Raw genomic sequence first — 16504 nt, forward strand, 5'->3', positions numbered from 1 at the left:
GGAATGGGTTCTTTCGCTCAACACACTATCCCCCAATGGCTATGCCGGTGAAGGTGTGATTCACATGCAATCCGTTATATTGCTCACCGTAAGTGGAAAACCCTACGACGCGGTTTTTCACCATGATGTTGGCAATCTGTTGGTCGAGTCCTTCTTGTTCAAATTGGAGGCGACGCAGGATGCAATCACAACCGATAATGACGGGGTCCGCTAGCGTCTCTTTAACCTTGTTGAAGGCCCGTTCTAGCGTTTGGACAGGATCCTCCGCTTTAGCGATAGAAACGATAAGCCCTTCTTCAATAGCGCAGTAACAGGTAAGAGAAAAATCGGCATTCCATTTTTGGATGGCTCGAACGTAGGGATCGTCGCCCAAGGAGAGCACAAGCGGGTTACTGGAAAAGATGGTTGGGGTTAATTCAGATACGGTTAACCCCAAGGCTTCCGCGTAAGCAAGTGCCGCTGGTTCACCGTTTATCTCAAAGATAAGTCGTTTCTCTGGATCGGCCTCAGTAATAACCAATTCGATCTCGCTGTGATTGAAATGCTGAACTTTAAACGTGACGACCGTCGATTTGGTCTCAATGACCGCAAATATAGCTGCGTTAGAGATAAAATGACCATCCCCATCATAGACATGCGCTTTTTCAAAACGTAAGTCATCGCCAGCAGAACCGCCAATAATCGGAATATTACCTATTTGTTGATAAAGGCTTGCGACCAGACGCTCTTCAATCATTGAGAGGCCATCGACCAGCAACAGACTAAAACGGTTAAGTGCGGGTCTATCTTTACTATCATGGTGAATAGCTTCAGCAATTTCAGCGGCTATTTCTGCATAGTTCTCCAAAGGGTGGATCGTAAATGTGTGAGCGCTAAAATTTTTGTTTAAGCCCAACCCCACTAAGCCTGTACGTTGAAACCCTTGTGCACCAATTTGCCCTGAAGTTGTACAACCTATACACGCGCAGGAAAAGGATTTTTTTAGTTCTCTGCCTAAAATGTTTAAATCGTAGTCAGGAGAACAGAAAAAAATGACCGTATTGATATCTTCATGACTAATCTTACTGGCAAAATCGGCAACAGCCTGGACGGGATCTGGTGATGTGCTATTTGCATATTTAAGTTGGAAATTCATGAGAGTACTCCCTCGCTTTTGAGTAGAAATTTTTGCATGAATTTCTGCAATATTCGGTTATCTCTTTGAAAATAGACCAGGACATCAAATAGTAAATAGTCAGTATTTTATTTTAATTGCAAATATCGCTTCTTTTTATTTTGCTAAGGCATTTAAAAAGTGAAGCACTGATGAAAGTGCCCTAGCTACGCTTTTACATCGGCTTGTAGGTGGTGCTATAAAGGAATGCTCGCTGTCCTTGCCTTGTCGTCACGACCGCACGCTATGCATGTATGTGCCTTGCCCAGTGTTTTACAGACTATTTATGCCGCTACAGCCCCCTTTATGACTTTATCTACTGTTTAGCGCTCTTTAGAACGGGACATAACCAGTGTGTCGAAAGATCTTTAAAGTGAATGGTTCGTTTTAGCGGGATGCTTACACTCCGGGTTGTGGCGCTAAGCCCGATGACATCCTCTACATCGACTTCAGCGGAGAATATCCTGCGATATTCTCCGCTGGTTTTAGCGCGTTTCGCGATTCAAGCCTTAGAGAAGCGGATTGATTTTACTGATCAAGACGTTGCCATTAATGCCATTTACCGTCCCTTGAGATGAGTATTCCCAGAAACTCCAGTTTCCTTTGCCCCAAGGGTAAAGCGTATCAGGATAGTCCGGTTGCGTTCTCCAGTGTTCCGGCCAAATTTTTATTTTCTGAAAGAAATCATCATGCAATTCCCATGCAACGCTGTTCTTCCAGGTGTCAATATTGGTTTTGATATATAAATTATTGGTACAGATAGGAAGGTCTGAATCAATAATACGCTGTATCAGATTAAAGAGGTTATTCGCCATTTCATTTTTGGTGGCAGTCTTGTTACTTCCGGCTTTATTATTGACTTCAAAGGCAAAAGCATCTTTGTTAGTAAATCCTGCCTCTTTCAGCGTGTTTACTATGGTTCTTGCCTGTGCTTCTGGCGTGCTGGATTTGGCTCGGAAAATATGCCAGGCCCCAGAAGGGATGCCTGCCACTCTGGATTTTCGGAAATTTTCAGAAAACGTTGGGTCAATATAGGTCTCACCTTCTCCCAGGCGAGAAAACGCCATGCTGACACCATCTTCTTTAACTTTATCCCATTCAATGGTTCCCTGGAATCTGGAGATGGCAATAACGTTATTGTTCATAATCATTCCTCTCTGTTTGTGCTTAGATAATAGTCCTTTGGGTGTCAAAACGATAAGGCGCTACCCTGTTCAGGTAATGACACCTCATTTTTGGACAACGCAGAGAGAGAATTTCATTAAACTGTATATAAACCACCAGAAAATAAAGCGGTGCCTCACTACTGAGGCATCCGCTATTTATCAGATATATCGCGGTTTATTGATGCAACGATAGTCCCTTTATTACCTTATCCACTGTTTTTTTCGGACCGCGCATTGCAAGGCCAACAAGATTAAGGTTATTAGTATCTTCAGCCATAAATACCGCTCGGTTAGCATCGTCATGGCCGGTCGAGAACATGGCGTGTACGTAAGGAATCAGTATCAGTTCACGCTCAAGCCCTTTACGATGCGCCGTTTGCAGTCCGCTGAGGTCGGCTTCAAAAATAAGCATCGGCTGCCCAGACATATTGCCATAATGGTGCCCCTGCGCGTCCACATAAGGTGATCCCATAATATCGGGGTGAGCCGAGGCGATTCCTGTCGCCAGAAAAGCCACTACGTTTAACCGCTGCCAAGTGGGTAAATCATTGCGCACAACAAACACGATTTTTGTATCAAACATCAGCCATCACTCTCCGATTATTGCTTTCATTGGCAATCATCGGAGATGGGAGCGACCTCCGTCTAGAACGTTTGTGCATTGGCGTTGGTAAGCGGCCGGAGAAAGCCGATACGCACGCTGAAACCAGCGGCCCATATGACTTTGATCCGAAAAGCCCACCAGAGAGGCAACCTTGGCGGGCTCATTTCCCATGGCAAGCAAGGTGCGCGCGGTGCGCAGGCGGAGTCGAACCAGATAAGCGTGAGGAGATTGACCGAACGCGCTTTTGAATTGGCGGCTTAAGCGAAACCGGTCGATCCCCGAATGACGAGCCAGTTCATCTAGCCCGATATCCAGATGCATGTTGTCGTGCAGATGATCTTTGAGTTGGTATATTTGGCGCAGAGAATCGTTGGAAACGGACGCTGGCCGGGTCACAACATGTCGAGCGAGTAGCGAAAGCAGATGATCCAGACTCTGGTCGCGAGCGAGTCGGCCTTCGTGGTGATGGATGGCGAAAAAGGCCTGTTGGATCGCAAAAATTAACCTCGGATCGTCCGTCAGGGTATTTTTAAACGCGGCTTCCAATGCGGACACGTCGGATAACCCGCGTTGTTGCATCATACCTGTCGCCCAGCGCTGAGGGAGATAAAGCATGGCGTAGGTGAACCCCTCAGCGTGTACGGCATGCCCATCGTGCACAGCCCCCGGTTCGATCAGGATGGCTCGCCCTGGATGACTGGTATGCATCGAACGGTGACAGGTAAACTGTTGTAGCCCTTGTTGTGTTACCCCGACTAACACTTCGTCGTGGTCGTGGGAATCATAGGCATGGCCGCGAAAATGGGCATGTAAGCTCTCTATGCCGGTTTCGTCATCACGACGAAGATTAACCCAATCTCTGCTGGCCGTTTCTTTAATGGGCGTTGTCATTGGGCAAGCTCCGTCATAGTCTATAGTACCTCTGTCTTAAATTATCATCTTGTTGCCGACGATGCCGCTTTCAGTGCATCCGATAAGGTAGAAAACACAATGCATATCTCTGATGAAGCCATTCGCGATTTGAATACGCTGGCGGATTGGCTCGCCCTTGACGATCTCCGCGCCCATGAACGTCTGAGCCCGGGTCTGCTGATTTTGGCAGGTCACGCCATCATGCCGAACATTATCGGCGCGCTTGATTTTGCTGCGCAAACCGGCGTTCCTGTGTTACTGAGCGGGGGGATCGGCCATTCCACCGCGCTGCTACAGCAGGCGGTAAAACAGGATCCGCTCACGGCTGCCATTGAGACCGAGGGGAAGGGGGAAGCGGATATTCTCGCCGAGATAGCGCATCAGGTTTTTGCCATCCCCTGGGAAAAAATAGAGATAGAAAACCGCTCGACCAACTGTGGTCAAAATGCGGATTTCAGCAGAGACCGGCTGTTGGCCCAGTCATCTTTCCCCACCACGATATTGCTGGTTCAGGACCCGCTCATGCAGCGCAGAACCTTCGAATCTTTTCAGCACAGCTGGCGACAGAAAAATTTAACCGGTCGATTTATCAACTGGCCGGTGTTTGTGCCGCGTTTAGTCAACGTGGGCGCTTCCCTGATGATTACCGGCGGACAACGTGCGGGCATATGGACGCTCGAACGCTATATCTCCATGATATTCGGTGAGGTCAAACGCCTGCGCGATGATGAAACCGGCTACGGGCCAGCAGGGGCTGGCTTTATCGGCCATGTTGATATTCCTGTTGAGGTCGAAAATGCCTGGCGGCGGCTTACTGAAAACGATGAACTGTTGGTGAGTGTCAGATAAATCTGCCGTCAGATTGTGCCGACGGCAGAGTTGCTCTGTCAGGTTTGGTTATTGGCGCATCGCCGGGAAAGGCAGCCATTTGCCTTCACAGGCATACGCCGTTTTCACCGCTGTTGCGTTGGCGATGGTCGATGGCGTTGGGGTCAAGCCGCCTTCGGCCACACGGACAATGGCGTTCTGTTGATGCCAGCCCTGAAGATTATCGATTTTTACACCGTCAAAGGTCACATCAAGGGGATGCTCGCTGTCATAGCCGTTGAGTACGACCTTGCCGCCGTTCCCGGACACATTTTTCAGCGAAATATGTTTATACCAGGGAATAAGGTTGCCCTTTTTGCCTTCATAAGCCGTATCCAGCGTAATCGGCCATTTATTATTGCGCAAACACACATTCTCAACGTGGACGTTTTCGACGATTCCACCGCGACTCGAATCACTTTTAATTCTGATGCCTGAGGTTGTGCCATCCAGCGTAAGATCTTTAATCAGAATATCGCTGATGCCGCTGTTGGTTTCACTGCCGATAGACATGCCGTGACCGGAATAGAAGTGGTTATCTACTATCGAGATAAAACGCGTTGGCCCGCTGTTGCCTGCTTTAATCGCAATATTGTCATCACCGGTGCGGATAACGCTTTTAGCTATTGTTACATCGGTTGCCGCACCCGGATCGATACCGTCGGTATTACGCGCATCCGCTGGCGTATCAATAACAATTCCCCACACTGTGATCCCTTGTACCTTATTCAGCACCAGATGAAAGTTAGGCGAGTTGGTTAAACGGATGTGATAAAAGGTCAGATTTTTAGCGTTATCCACCTGAATCAGACGAGGCACGTTCTGGTTACCCCCTTCCTTTTGCGCGCGTCGTGCCAACTGCCACCAGGTTTCAGTTTTGCTTTCCATGATCTGATTGCCACCGCCATCAATCGTGCCCTCGCCGACAATACCGCCGCCCTGTGCGTTATCAATATGAATAAAAGGCTGGCATTGCCCCTTCTGGTTGCTGAGCGTGCCGCACATTCCATTGCCTTTGTCGTAATCAGCGGGGTTGGCGGAGGCCGCGAGCACGGCACCTTTATCTACCCACAGCCACGTGTCGGAACGCATACTCAGTGGGCCGCTTAGAAAGGTATTGTGGCCGTTGGCGGCAATTAATTTCACGGCTTGACCCGCAGGGCAGCGTTCGATGGCCTGCTGAATCCGTTGCTGATTATTTCCCGGTTCGGGCGTCAGGGTGGAACAAATGTGCTGCGGATAAGCGGGTTCCTGTACCAGACGACGATCGGCTGCGTGCGCGATGCTTAATAAAAATGCCGGGCAAAGAGACAGTAACGTTGTGAGTGTTTTTGCGTTCATCGGTATAGCCTGCTAACCATCATCCACGATAGTTACGTTGTTTTCATCCAGACGATGATTAAAACAGAACCGCAAACGCCGCTCTCTCGTTGCCGCGTAAGAAAGTGTCACAAAGTTATACTTCATTTTATCGCCATCGCCGTCCCTTTTCCGCTGTTGCAGAAGAATAAATATCGGCGTGTAGCTAATCTCTATCAATCAAGCCAGGGCTTTCGCTTTGAGTTTTTGGTATTCCTCTTCAGTAATGATGCCATCATCTAACAACTTCTTAGCTTCTGATATGTGCTCGGCGGGCGATTTCCCCGCGACCTCACGAATATATTCGTTAGTTGCTGAGACTGATTTTTTCACCTGTGCGCGATGTCGCTCTGCCATGCCCTTGCCGCGCACGATAAGGTAGATGAGAGAGGTAAGTAGCGGAATAAAAAGTAAGAAAACAATCCACGCCGCTTTGTAAAGGCCGCTGGCTTCCTGATCGCGAAACAGGTCGGATACCACCTGGAAAAGAATAAAGAGATAAGCAATAAAAAAGAACAGTGAAAATGCCGTGACCAATATATCCCACAGCGTCAGTAAGTGCGTTGCCATTGTTGTGTTTCCTTAGGATTTAACGAATTAAATCAGGTGCCGGGATAAACATAATAAAGGTATAGCACAGATTTGTTTTTTCCACACAGCAGGGGGAAAACAGAACCGAGGGGACTATTGGGGAGAATTGATGAATAACAGGCGAGGAATAATCGCCACAGACATTGCGCGCTATTGATCTACAGATGATGGCGCTTGGGCGTCATCGTCAAAAGCAAACAGTGTAACCAGATCGATTTGAAACCCAACGGCGATGATATAGAGCACTTCCAGCGTAGGATTGCGCACGCCGCGTTCAACACCACTGAGATATGTGCGGTCTAACCCACATTTTTCAGCAAAAGCTTCTTGCGACAGATTAGCCTGCAACCTGAGTGATCTTACGCGCTGCCCCAAACGGGCTTTGATGGAATTGGGTATTTTCATGGAGTAAGCATTGTTTTTTGATGCTTATCAGTCCACGGACTATTAGTCACAACGGTAAAGTTTTGTGGTAACGTAGTGACTCATAGTCATCGAACCGGAGGCGTACATGGAAAAACAGGATTGGCACCCAGCAGATATCATTGCTGCCATAAAAAGGAAGGGGACATCGCTGGCGGCGTTGTCTCGGGCGTCTGGGTTGGCATCATCAACGCTGGCGAATGCGCTAACGCGGCGGTGGCCCAAGGGGGAGCGGCTTATCGCACAAGCGATAAACGTGAGCCCGGAAGAGATCTGGCCTTCACGCTACCTGAATAATCGCCGCTGAGAGGGACGGCTGAGTCGTCATCCGCCCTGTGCGGGTGACTGATATTGCCTGAGGTTCGGCACAGGTTTGGCATCATGGTCACTCTGAACGTTTTTACGGCGAAAGGTATTGCTGACCGCATTGATTTCTTTGATGATGCAACAATGAAGCGTTATTTGTTGCTGGCATTAACGGGATGGGGTTGATGAAGTTTACCAAGATCGTAGGTGTGACCATCGTCAGCATATTGTTGCTGTCATTCTGGCAAAGCTGGGCACACTCGACGCGCGGTGGTGAAGCGCTGAGCGGCCAGGGATGGTGGTCCGCTCGGCGTGACTCCGCCGGCGTCGCACCCGATCCCGTGCGTTGGCGCGATACCGCCATTGTTCAGGTGTATGCGGCGCCGACCTACGGCTGGCGTGGTCTGGTGGCGGTTCACCCTTGGATTATCCTGAAAGCCAAAGGTGAAACGCGCTACCGGCGCTATGAAGTGATCAGTTGGGGAAGCGACAATGTGGTACGCCTGAATTACACGCTACCTGACGGATTTTGGTACGGTGCAACGCCGAAACTGCTGGTTGAACATCGCGGTGAGGCGGCGCAAGCGATGATCCCGCAGATCGATGCCGCGATCAAAAGCTATCCCTGGCCGCAGACCTATCGTGCCTGGCCTGGACCGAACAGCAATACCTTTCTCGCGCATATTGGCCGTGAAGTGCCTGCATTACAGCTTGATATGCCGGCCAACGCCATTGGTAAAGACTATCGCTCAATCGTGAACCCGGTGGGGTTGGCTCCCTCGGGCAGCGGCGTTCAGATTTCGGTTCTGGGGGCGCTGGGCGTTACGCTGGCGCTGGAAGAAGGCCTGGAAGTGAACCTGCTGGGTATGAACCTGGGCATCGATGTGAATCCACCGGCGTTACGGCTGCCTTTTATCGGCCGGTTAGGTTTTGACAATGTCGATCAGCAGCAAGAACGCTGACGGTGAAAGGCGCGGTGCGTTAGCCAATGCGCCCTGCGAAGAGCGCCTCGCTATGGGTGCTCAATAATCATTACCGCGCAAGTATCCTTCTCCAATGCTTCGAAGGTGTGCGGCCCATCTGCGGCATAGCTGATGTAGTCACCAGCGTTAAGCGTAATCTCATGCCCCTCAGGTCCAAGCAGGGCGCGCCCACTGCTGATCATGACATGTTCCAGCGTACCGGTTTGATGAGGGATAGAACGGCGTACACTTCCCGGCTGCGCGGTCACGCGGTAGATATCGCGTTGCATCCCCCTCGGACAGACGGCGAGCAGTGTCACAAAATAGTGTGCCTGTTCAGCGGCTACGATGTCGCCCTCATGCGCACGGATCACTTGTACCCGGGGCTGGGGTGCTGCAATCAACTGCGTTACCTGCACATCAAGCGCCATCGCCAGCGCCCACAGCGTTTCCAGGCTGGGATTACCGCTGCCTGATTCCAATTGGGATAGCGTAGATTTTGCGATACCGGCACGTTTGGCCAATTCACTGACGGAAATACCTATCCGCTCGCGTTCACGTTTTACCGCCATGGCGAGAATACCGATCGGCGTTGACGAGGGTTGCATATCGTTCTCCATAAAAAACGATCGTTCTGTTTGACAGTCAATACTGAGATGGCCATTATACCACGCGTTCTTTTTGTCGAACAATCGTTCGTTATGTTATTTATTGTGTGAGGTATAGGTATGGCATTCGATCAACGTGCTGAGTGGGGGGCAGGATCGCTGAAGATGGCGATCGCCATGATCATTTCAGGAACAGTGGGGTGGTTTGTGTTAGCCACAGACTTACCCGCGTTAACGGTGGTCTTTTGGCGCTGCGCTTTCGGCGCGTTAGCCATGGCGCTGGTCTGTGCTGCGCAAGGCCTTTTACGTCGAGGCATGCTGTCGCGCAGGCAGTTTTACGTGGTTGTTTTAGGCGGCATTACGCTGACGCTTAACTGGGTTTGTCTGTTCATCGCGTACGCACAGACCTCTATTGCAGTCGCAACAATAACCTATCACGTACAGCCGTTTATTTTGGTTGCGCTAGGGGCGGTGTTGTTCAATGAAACACTGACACGTTATAAGCTCGGGTGGATGGTCATTGCCTTCTCCGGTGTGACGCTGATTATGTTGGGCGGTCAGCAACAGGATCAGGATTTCGTGCAATACGTCTATGGGATAGGGTTTGCATTGGCTGCCGCCTTTTTTTACGCCATTACAGCCGCGATTACCAAGGCATTGCGCGATGTATCTCCTTGCCTGATGGTGTTTATTCAGTTAGGGGTTGGCTGCGTGATGCTGCTGCCTTTTGTTTCGCTGCCTACAGCATCCTCTGTCAGCGACGTTTGGGGGTTGCTGGTAGTGATTGGCTTTGTGCACACTGGCCTGATGTCAGTGCTGCTTTATAGTGCGGTACAAAAAATTCCGACGATAGTGGTCGGCGGGCTCGCTTTTATCTACCCGGTGGTGGCCATTTTGGTCGATGCCTGGGTGTTGCATCGCCCATTGAATGGGGGGCAGCTGACGGGAACCCTGATCGTTCTGGCGGCGGTTGCCGGCATTAATGTCCGGTGTCGTTTTTTTCAAAAAGACAACAGCGCTACTCTCCGGCATTAACGCGTTATGCTGTCCTGCATTAATATTGACCAGGGTCAGCATCCGATAGGGCGGGTTCAGGCTACGATGCGGCAACATTGTCATAGGCTTTCGCTAAACGAGATCTGTTATCAGGATGAAAACAGGAAGCATCAATGGGCAAGCGGTTTCATGTTTATAACAGAAGGAACGTTCAATGTTAGATCATTTAAGTGTTCCGGTGACAGATATTGATCGCAGTCGGCAGTTTTATGAAAGTGCACTGGCACCGTTAGGTTATCGTCTGATCAAAGATTTTAATCATGCGATAAGTTTTGGCGTGTTGGAAGGATATGGAAAGTCCAGCGATCCGGGCGGCGAATTTTGGATCTATCAGGGAAAAGCATTACCTTGTCCGGCGACGCATTTTGCATTTAGTGCTGAGACGCGTGACGTTGTAGATGCTTTTTATCATGCGGCAATCGCGGCGGGCGGACAGGATAACGGAAAGCCGGGAATTCGAGATCTGTATCATGCCCATTATTATGCGGCATTTGTGCGCGATCCTGATGGATATAACATCGAAGCCGTCTTTCATCGCAGCATTGCACCTTAGGGATATCACTTCTTTTGCTGGCTGCAAACGATCAAAGAAAATCGGATCCTGATTGATACGCACGCTAATACACCTGCGGTATTAATTTTTCGCCATTTTTAATCGAGTCTTGGGGGATGAAAACTTTTTCTTAAGGACGAAGAAACACGGGTGGTGATAACGATCGCGGATTAGAAAAGATATGCATGGAGTACAACTCTACTCCATGCATAACAAGACAAGTGATGCGCGCTAATACGGCAAGGAAGAGAACAAATTAAATCTCGAAATCTTCCAGCGTTTTGCTTCCGCCATCGATGGCTTCACGGATCGCTTTAGGCGTACGGCCTTGGCCGGTCCAGGTTTGTTCGGTGCCATTCTCATCAATATATTTATATTTCGCCGGACGAGGATCGCGTTTGGTCTTGGCCGGTTTAGATTTCACGCTTTCCAGCAGTTCAGCCGGATCAATACCGTCTTCAAGAAGCTGAGCACGAATGGCATCCAGTTTTGCCAAACGTTCTGCCTGCTCTTTCTGAATTTTGCTGTCTTCTTCGCGGCGCTCTTCCACAATTGCAGTGAATTTGCTTAACAGCTCTTCCAGGGTTTCAAGATCGGTATCTCGGGCCTGAGCGCGAAGAGAACGAATATTACTTAGCACGTCAAAACTCATCATGGTGTTCCTTTAAAAAGAAGAGACATTATTAGCTTACAAGATATTTTTTGATTTTCCAATATACACCAGATACGTCGGCATGAAATATTTTTTTATAGTGCCTTATGTAAAAAAATGCGTAACAGACGGCGTGGGTAAAGCAGGAGCGTTAATCGTTAGCTGGTTAATAACGCAACGCCTCGCGGTTGCCGCTATTTATTAATTCATCACTCGACTATCGATACTTAAGCGGGGTTGTCTGTTAGCGGCATTGACATCCCTAATCCCTTACCCGTGTCAACTTATCGGGGCGCGCTCATTTTCTCCCTGCGCATAACGCTAATTATTTAAGGGTATAAGCGTAACAGGGAAGAATATAATGCCAGCGTGGCATACGCACAGGCGAAGGGATCTGGGGGGTACGAGTGAAAAACCGTACCGTTTAGCGTTCCTTTCACTCAGCGGCGAATGAATGCCCTGTCAGGCCGCCGCCCTTTGACGGTAGGCGAATACAAATCAATTTACACACTGTGGTTTGATGATTATCCTGAATATGTTTTGCTGTGGCAGTCACACAGTAAATTGATGTTGCGATGACTCGGGGTGCCCTTCTTTGTGAAGGCTGAGAAATACCCGTACCACCTGATCTGGATAATGCCAGCGTAGGGAAGTCTCGGTATTCCGATCGGCTACCGTCTTCTTACACGCCGGTTGGGAGTAATAATGAACGACCTGCCCACCGATTTTTCTGCTGCCCACGCGGCGGCAGTGTTGCACGATTTCTCAACGGCTTCGCCGTTAGTCCATTGCCTGACCAACGATGTGGTCCAGTCTTTTACCGCCAATGTCTTGCTGGCGCTCGGTGCATCTCCTGCGATGGTGGTGGATCCGGGCGAGGCGGCACAGTTTGCCGCGTTGGCCGATGCGCTTCTGATCAACGTGGGGACCTTAGAATCAACGCGTGCCGATGCGATGCTGGCCGCCGTGCATAGCGCTAACCAGGCGGGCAAGCCCTGGGTGCTGGATCCCGTCGCGGTTGGTGGGTTGCGCTTTCGTACCGACTTTGTGCGCGAATTGCTGCCTTGCAAACCGGCGGCGATTCGCGGCAATGCCTCGGAAATTATCGCGCTGTCTGGTGCCAATTCGCAGGGCCGAGGCGTTGATAGCCTGGACGCTTCCTTCACGGCCATCCCTGCCGCACGCGAACTGGCGGCGCGTTGGTCAACGGTGGTGGCGGTGACGGGAGAGGTGGACTACGTCACGGACGGTGTGCGCGTCTGGGCGGTAAAGGGCGGTCATCCGATGATGACGCGCGTGGTGGGTACCGGGTGCGCACTCTCCGCCGTCGTTGCGGCATTCTGTGCGCGCGGTGCGGATCGATTATCTCAGGTTGCGACAGCCTGTGCCGTAATGGCGCGGGCAGGGGAGCGTGCCGCCGCGCAGGCCAACGGGCCGGGCAGTTTTACGCCTGCGTTTTTGGATGCGCTTGCGCTATTGCGCCAGGAGGCACAGACATGCGCCTTATAAAAGAGCAGGTTCCCCGAATAAATGCGTTAACAATCGCAGGCACCGATCCTAGCGGTGGAGCAGGGATCCAGGCCGATCTGAAAACGTTTTCTGCCCTAAGCGCCTATGGCACCAGTGTGATCACTGCGCTGGTGGCGCAGAATACGCAGGGGGTTCAGTCGGTTTATCGTATTGAACCTGATTTTGTGGCGGCTCAACTGGATTCCGTGCTGAGCGATGTGCGTATCGACAGTGCGAAGATCGGCATGCTGGCGCAAAGTGATATTGTCGAAGCGGTCGCCGAGCGCCTGCAACGCTATGCCGTACCTTATATTGTGTTGGATACGGTGATGCTGGCGAAAAGCGGCGATCCGCTATTGGCGCCTGAAGCGGTCGCCGCGATTCGTGAGACGCTGCTGCCGCGCGTGTCACTGATAACCCCTAATCTGCCGGAGGCGGCGGCGCTGTTGGCGTGCAATGCGGCAACCACAGAAAGTGAGATGAAAGCACAAGGGCAAGGGCTGCTGGAGATGGGGTGCCGGGCGGTGCTGATCAAGGGGGGCCATTTGAGTGACGCGGAGAGCCCGGACTGGCTGTTTCAACGTGGGCATGCACCGCAACGTTTCTGCGCGCCACGGGTAAAGACTCGTCACACCCACGGCACAGGATGCACGCTGTCTGCGGCGCTGGCGGCACTGCGCCCCCGGCACCCCGATTGGGAAAATACGGTTCAAGCGGCGAAGCATTACCTCCAGCATGCATTACTGGCGGCAGATTCACTGGAAGTGGGTCAGGGGATTGGGCCGGTACATCATTTTCATCAATGGTGGTAGACCGTTAAGCGGTCGGCGGCGCTACGCCGCCGACAGTGCCGTTTGACGCCTGTGGTGTCAGAAAGAGATGATCTTGGCGGTAAACCTGTTGAGCAGCAGCAAACGGCACAACAGCACTGATGCAATAAACACCAAGACCAGCAGAACAAATTTCAGGTTGACGTAGTTAAAGTCATAGAGTGTGCTAATGAAATAGAACACACTGTAATGCACAATATAGACACCGATCATTGCCGGGCCAATAAACTCGACGACGTGAGTTATAATTTTGTTTTTTATAGTGATATTTTCAAACACAATGAATAATGCCAAACACATGGTCAGCAGATGCAGATGCTCAAGCATCAGCCACGGCGTGACAATATTTTGAGCGTGGGTTGAGAGAAAGCGTTCGTAAAAGAACATCGAGATACCTACCGGCACCACCATCATGCGAGCCAGCCAGATGATGCCGGGCTGGTGGGTAAACAACCTGCCCGCAGAGGTTCCCAGCATTCTTCCTACAAGATAGTAACCCCCCCATACCCAGACAAATGAATAGCTGTGTATAAAGAGTGGATCATCGCGCATATCTAATGGGCTGAATATATCGAAGAGAAAAATAATAGCGAACAAGCTCGCAAAAAATACCAATGTCATTTTTACATTACGCATCGCTTTAATAATAAGGGGGTAGATAATGTAAATTACGCCAATGGTTAACATTATTCCATTTTGTAGTATGTATCCCTGTTGAATATATTGGAATGTAATCAATGACAGGATAATATTCCAAAAGACGATGATGAACACCACGTTTTTTATTTTTATCCTGACCTCTTTTTTTGTCAGGTTGTCGATGTTGTCAAAATATCCAATAAGAATGAAAAACAATGGCTTAGCTATTGTGGAGAGAAAGTAGAGAATGCTCATGGCGTTAGCATTAATAAAACATTCGTTAACGCAAAGTTGACTGGCTGAGTAAAATGTGACGGCGGCAAAACAACTCAAACTTTTCAAGGCGTGTTGGCTGACATCTCTGATCATGGCACATTCACCTTTGGCCGTAAGTCCTATGGTTATATCCCTGTTTTTCATGAAGATAAGCGTAGTGTTAAAAGGGCTTCCCGCCTAGCGCATTGTACGTGCCGGATGCGCTGCCACTCCGTTTCTCTCCCTTTTTTCCTTATTTTACTTCATGATATTTAATGTTTTTAGCAGTGTGGCGTAATCAATATCCTAATTCTTTACGATTGATGGGTGTCGTCTGGATATTGCGACTTTTTATAATATTATTGAAGTGATAGCCACAATAAATAGGAGTGAGTGCCACTCACTACTCTCAAATCGGATATTTCCCTTTACGAAATCTTGTTGTTTGTATCCTTACAGAATAAGAGTAGGTCAGAAAATTAATACTCTTCATTAGCCCATCACATCAAAGGCCTTGTGTCAGGAAGGAATACCATGGCGAGCTCATCAGTAAATAAGCTGTCCTTATGGTCTCTCACGGCGTTGGTCGTGGGATCCATGATTGGCGCGGGAATTTTTTCATTACCGGCGACATTTGGACGCGCAACCGGGGGATTTGGTGCCATTATCGCATGGTGCATCGCGGGTGGCGGCATGTTAATGCTGGCATTTGTGTTTCAATCTCTGGCGCAACGTAAACCCGATCTTGATTCCGGGGTCTTTATCTATGCGAAGGAGGGATTTGGTGATTATCTGGGGTTTGCTTCTGCATTAGGATTCTGGGCAGGAACCTGCATCGGTAACGTCTCCTATTTCGTGCTGATCAAATCCACGCTGGGGGCTTTTTTCCCGGTCTTTGGCGATGGCAACACGATCTCTGCACTGGTGGTGTCGTCAATCATCCTGTGGGGGTTCCATTTCCTGGTACTCAATGGCGTCAAAAACGCCGCCACCATTAACACCATTGCCACGGTGGCGAAAATTGTCCCGATTATTGCCTTTGTCGGGGTGCTGATCTTCGCGTTTCAAAGCGACATTTTCATGCAAAATTTCTGGGGTTCGCCTGTGACAGCGGCCGTAACGCCCGATCTTGAGCACCTTAACGACTATGGTTATGCCGGTCATGCGGCGGCAGCGATTATGCCAGCGCAGGAACCTGAATCTCTGTTCAGCCAGATCCGCAGCACCATGCTGGTGACTGTCTTTGTGTTCCTGGGAATTGAAGGGGCCAGCGTTTATTCCCGCTATGCCAAAGAGCGCCGTCATGTGGGGATTGCCACCGTGATGGGCTTTATCGGTGTATTAGGGCTGTTGGTGCTGGTGACGTTGCTCTCTTACGGCGTGTTGCTGCGTCCTGAATTGGCAGGCCTGCGCCAACCATCCATGGCGGGCGTGCTGGAAGCCGTGGTGGGACCGTGGGGACGCGTCTTTATCAGCGTTGGTTTGATCGTTTCTGTCCTGGGGGCCTACCTGTCTTGGTCATTGCTGGCTGCCGAAGTGCTGTTCTCCGCCGCCAAGCACCAAAGCATGCCGAAAATCTTCATGACCGAGAACAAGCATGACGTGCCCTCTGCCGCCGTTTGGCTCACCAATATCACCATTCAGGTATTTTTGATCCTGATGCTGTTCAGCCAGTATGCCTTTCAACTGGCGATCGAGTTGACCAGCTCATTAACCCTTATCCCCTATTTATTGGTCGCCGCTTACGGGTTGAAACTGGCCTGGACGGGGGAAACGTATGAAACCGACAAACGCGATCACCGCAAAGATCTCACGTTTGCGCTGCTCGCCACACTGTATGCCCTGTTGATGTTGTACGCCGGAGGGGTGAAATACCTGCTGCTCTCGGCCGTGATTTATGGGCCGGGCACCGTGCTGTACATCATGGCCAAACGCGAACAGCGGGTTGCGCTGTTCAATAAAACCGAACTTGGGATTTTCGCTATCGTTATGGTCGCCGCCATTGTTGCAATCTACAGCATTGCGACAGGCATTATTACTATCTAAGTGAGGCTGCTTA

At 50.2% G+C, this 16504-nt stretch carries 18 protein-coding genes and 1 riboswitch; of the genes, 8 read left to right on the top strand and 10 right to left on the bottom strand.

Translation table 11 applies throughout. The features are described from left to right. Positions 1-25 precede the first annotated feature (25 nt). The 4 genes from J5067_RS13770 to J5067_RS13785 form a co-directional block, all read right to left on the bottom strand. The gene (locus tag J5067_RS13770; protein WP_264643612.1) at positions 26-1135 is read right to left on the bottom strand and encodes an FIST N-terminal domain-containing protein; all 1110 of its coding nucleotides are present in this window, start codon (positions 1133-1135) and stop codon (positions 26-28) included. A gap of 527 nt (positions 1136-1662) precedes the next feature. Beyond that, positions 1663-2298, bottom strand: coding sequence for a glycoside hydrolase family 25 protein (locus J5067_RS13775; protein ID WP_264643611.1), 636 nt, complete (start codon positions 2296-2298; stop codon positions 1663-1665). A 196-nt stretch (positions 2299-2494) separates the two neighbouring features. After that, entirely contained in the window at positions 2495-2902 is a 408-nt protein-coding gene (locus J5067_RS13780; RefSeq protein ID WP_264628323.1) for a DUF2000 domain-containing protein, read from the bottom strand. Between the two features lie 36 nt (positions 2903-2938). Then, positions 2939-3814, bottom strand: a complete 876-nt coding sequence (locus tag J5067_RS13785) for an AraC family transcriptional regulator (protein ID WP_264651349.1) — start codon at positions 3812-3814, stop codon at positions 2939-2941. A 99-nt stretch (positions 3815-3913) separates the two neighbouring features. Here J5067_RS13785 and J5067_RS13790 point away from each other — a divergent pair, with 99 nt between their 5' ends. Next, the gene (locus J5067_RS13790) at positions 3914-4684 is read left to right on the top strand and encodes a YdcF family protein (protein WP_264651350.1); all 771 of its coding nucleotides are present in this window, start codon (positions 3914-3916) and stop codon (positions 4682-4684) included. Between the two features lie 48 nt (positions 4685-4732). On the opposite strand, the gene J5067_RS13795 is transcribed toward J5067_RS13790, so the two are convergent. The 3 genes from J5067_RS13795 to J5067_RS13805 all read right to left on the bottom strand — a co-directional run bounded on the left by J5067_RS13795 (position 4733) and on the right by J5067_RS13805 (position 7057). Next, positions 4733-6043: a glycoside hydrolase family 28 protein gene (locus J5067_RS13795; RefSeq protein WP_264651351.1), complete on the bottom strand. Its 1311-nt coding sequence runs from the start codon at positions 6041-6043 to the stop codon at positions 4733-4735. Between the two features lie 198 nt (positions 6044-6241). Further along, positions 6242-6631, bottom strand: a complete 390-nt coding sequence (locus J5067_RS13800; protein WP_264643607.1) for an SHOCT domain-containing protein — start codon at positions 6629-6631, stop codon at positions 6242-6244. 171 nt (positions 6632-6802) lie between these two features. Further along, entirely contained in the window at positions 6803-7057 is a 255-nt protein-coding gene (locus J5067_RS13805; RefSeq protein ID WP_264629206.1) for a helix-turn-helix domain-containing protein, read from the bottom strand. Between the two features lie 106 nt (positions 7058-7163). Between J5067_RS13805 and J5067_RS13810 the strand changes: the two genes are divergently transcribed. Together J5067_RS13810 and J5067_RS13815 are read left to right on the top strand one after the other, a co-directional pair. Continuing rightward, the gene (locus tag J5067_RS13810; protein WP_264643606.1) at positions 7164-7382 is read left to right on the top strand and encodes a helix-turn-helix transcriptional regulator; all 219 of its coding nucleotides are present in this window, start codon (positions 7164-7166) and stop codon (positions 7380-7382) included. A gap of 184 nt (positions 7383-7566) precedes the next feature. Then, positions 7567-8343: a DUF3750 domain-containing protein gene (locus J5067_RS13815; RefSeq protein ID WP_264651352.1), complete on the top strand. Its 777-nt coding sequence runs from the start codon at positions 7567-7569 to the stop codon at positions 8341-8343. 50 nt (positions 8344-8393) lie between these two features. On the opposite strand, the gene J5067_RS13820 is transcribed toward J5067_RS13815, so the two are convergent. After that, positions 8394-8951 carry a helix-turn-helix domain-containing protein gene (locus tag J5067_RS13820; protein WP_264643604.1) on the bottom strand — a complete coding sequence of 186 codons (558 nt, stop codon included), beginning with the start codon at positions 8949-8951 and terminating at the stop codon, positions 8394-8396. Positions 8952-9071: 120 nt separating this feature from the next. Between J5067_RS13820 and J5067_RS13825 the strand changes: the two genes are divergently transcribed. Both J5067_RS13825 and J5067_RS13830 read left to right on the top strand, forming a co-directional pair. Continuing rightward, positions 9072-9986, top strand: a complete 915-nt coding sequence (locus tag J5067_RS13825) for a DMT family transporter (protein WP_264651353.1) — start codon at positions 9072-9074, stop codon at positions 9984-9986. A 175-nt stretch (positions 9987-10161) separates the two neighbouring features. Then, the gene (locus J5067_RS13830) at positions 10162-10560 is read left to right on the top strand and encodes a VOC family protein (RefSeq protein WP_264643602.1); all 399 of its coding nucleotides are present in this window, start codon (positions 10162-10164) and stop codon (positions 10558-10560) included. Positions 10561-10816: 256 nt separating this feature from the next. Here J5067_RS13830 and J5067_RS13835 read toward each other — a convergent pair whose 3' ends face one another. Further along, positions 10817-11215, bottom strand: coding sequence for an H-NS family nucleoid-associated regulatory protein (locus J5067_RS13835; RefSeq protein ID WP_264643601.1), 399 nt, complete (start codon positions 11213-11215; stop codon positions 10817-10819). Positions 11216-11783: 568 nt separating this feature from the next. Next, a riboswitch (TPP riboswitch) is annotated at positions 11784-11880 on the top strand. A 37-nt stretch (positions 11881-11917) separates the two neighbouring features. Here J5067_RS13835 and thiM point away from each other — a divergent pair. Both thiM and thiD read left to right on the top strand, forming a co-directional pair. After that, positions 11918-12721, top strand: a complete 804-nt coding sequence (gene thiM / locus J5067_RS13840) for a hydroxyethylthiazole kinase (RefSeq protein ID WP_264651354.1) — start codon at positions 11918-11920, stop codon at positions 12719-12721. Next, a complete protein-coding gene (thiD, locus tag J5067_RS13845) occupies positions 12709-13533 on the top strand; it encodes a bifunctional hydroxymethylpyrimidine kinase/phosphomethylpyrimidine kinase (RefSeq protein ID WP_264651355.1) in 825 nt (274 codons plus the stop codon). Before thiM ends, thiD begins: the two co-directional genes overlap by 13 nt. A gap of 57 nt (positions 13534-13590) precedes the next feature. Here thiD and J5067_RS13850 read toward each other — a convergent pair whose 3' ends face one another. Continuing rightward, a complete protein-coding gene (locus tag J5067_RS13850; protein ID WP_264651356.1) occupies positions 13591-14559 on the bottom strand; it encodes an acyltransferase family protein in 969 nt (322 codons plus the stop codon). Positions 14560-14979: 420 nt separating this feature from the next. On the opposite strand from J5067_RS13850, the gene J5067_RS13855 reads away from it, so the two are divergent. Next, positions 14980-16491 carry an amino acid permease gene (locus J5067_RS13855; RefSeq protein ID WP_264643598.1) on the top strand — a complete coding sequence of 504 codons (1512 nt, stop codon included), beginning with the start codon at positions 14980-14982 and terminating at the stop codon, positions 16489-16491. Positions 16492-16504 lie beyond the last annotated feature (13 nt).

The sequence above is a fragment of the Candidatus Symbiopectobacterium sp. NZEC151 genome (assembly GCF_025962655.1).
Lineage (GTDB): Bacteria > Pseudomonadota > Gammaproteobacteria > Enterobacterales > Enterobacteriaceae > Symbiopectobacterium.

Excerpts from the sequence above, each read along its gene's own strand:
- J5067_RS13770 (WP_264643612.1), bottom strand. The coding sequence starts at position 1,135 with ATGAATTTCCAACTTAAATATGCAAATAGCACATCACCAGATCCCGTC.
- thiM (WP_264651354.1), top strand. The coding sequence starts at position 11,918 with ATGAACGACCTGCCCACCGATTTTTCTGCTGCCCACGCGGCGGCAGTG.
- J5067_RS13795 (WP_264651351.1), bottom strand. The coding sequence starts at position 6,043 with ATGAACGCAAAAACACTCACAACGTTACTGTCTCTTTGCCCGGCATTT.
- J5067_RS13830 (WP_264643602.1), top strand. The coding sequence starts at position 10,162 with ATGTTAGATCATTTAAGTGTTCCGGTGACAGATATTGATCGCAGTCGG.
- thiD (WP_264651355.1), top strand. The coding sequence starts at position 12,709 with ATGCGCCTTATAAAAGAGCAGGTTCCCCGAATAAATGCGTTAACAATC.
- J5067_RS13785 (WP_264651349.1), bottom strand. The coding sequence starts at position 3,814 with ATGACAACGCCCATTAAAGAAACGGCCAGCAGAGATTGGGTTAATCTT.
- J5067_RS13855 (WP_264643598.1), top strand. The coding sequence starts at position 14,980 with ATGGCGAGCTCATCAGTAAATAAGCTGTCCTTATGGTCTCTCACGGCG.
- J5067_RS13780 (WP_264628323.1), bottom strand. The coding sequence starts at position 2,902 with ATGTTTGATACAAAAATCGTGTTTGTTGTGCGCAATGATTTACCCACT.
- J5067_RS13825 (WP_264651353.1), top strand. The coding sequence starts at position 9,072 with ATGGCATTCGATCAACGTGCTGAGTGGGGGGCAGGATCGCTGAAGATG.
- J5067_RS13820 (WP_264643604.1), bottom strand. The coding sequence starts at position 8,951 with ATGCAACCCTCGTCAACGCCGATCGGTATTCTCGCCATGGCGGTAAAA.
- J5067_RS13815 (WP_264651352.1), top strand. The coding sequence starts at position 7,567 with ATGAAGTTTACCAAGATCGTAGGTGTGACCATCGTCAGCATATTGTTG.
- J5067_RS13810 (WP_264643606.1), top strand. The coding sequence starts at position 7,164 with ATGGAAAAACAGGATTGGCACCCAGCAGATATCATTGCTGCCATAAAA.
- J5067_RS13850 (WP_264651356.1), bottom strand. The coding sequence starts at position 14,559 with ATGATCAGAGATGTCAGCCAACACGCCTTGAAAAGTTTGAGTTGTTTT.
- J5067_RS13790 (WP_264651350.1), top strand. The coding sequence starts at position 3,914 with ATGCATATCTCTGATGAAGCCATTCGCGATTTGAATACGCTGGCGGAT.
- J5067_RS13775 (WP_264643611.1), bottom strand. The coding sequence starts at position 2,298 with ATGAACAATAACGTTATTGCCATCTCCAGATTCCAGGGAACCATTGAA.
- J5067_RS13835 (WP_264643601.1), bottom strand. The coding sequence starts at position 11,215 with ATGATGAGTTTTGACGTGCTAAGTAATATTCGTTCTCTTCGCGCTCAG.
- J5067_RS13800 (WP_264643607.1), bottom strand. The coding sequence starts at position 6,631 with ATGGCAACGCACTTACTGACGCTGTGGGATATATTGGTCACGGCATTT.
- J5067_RS13805 (WP_264629206.1), bottom strand. The coding sequence starts at position 7,057 with ATGAAAATACCCAATTCCATCAAAGCCCGTTTGGGGCAGCGCGTAAGA.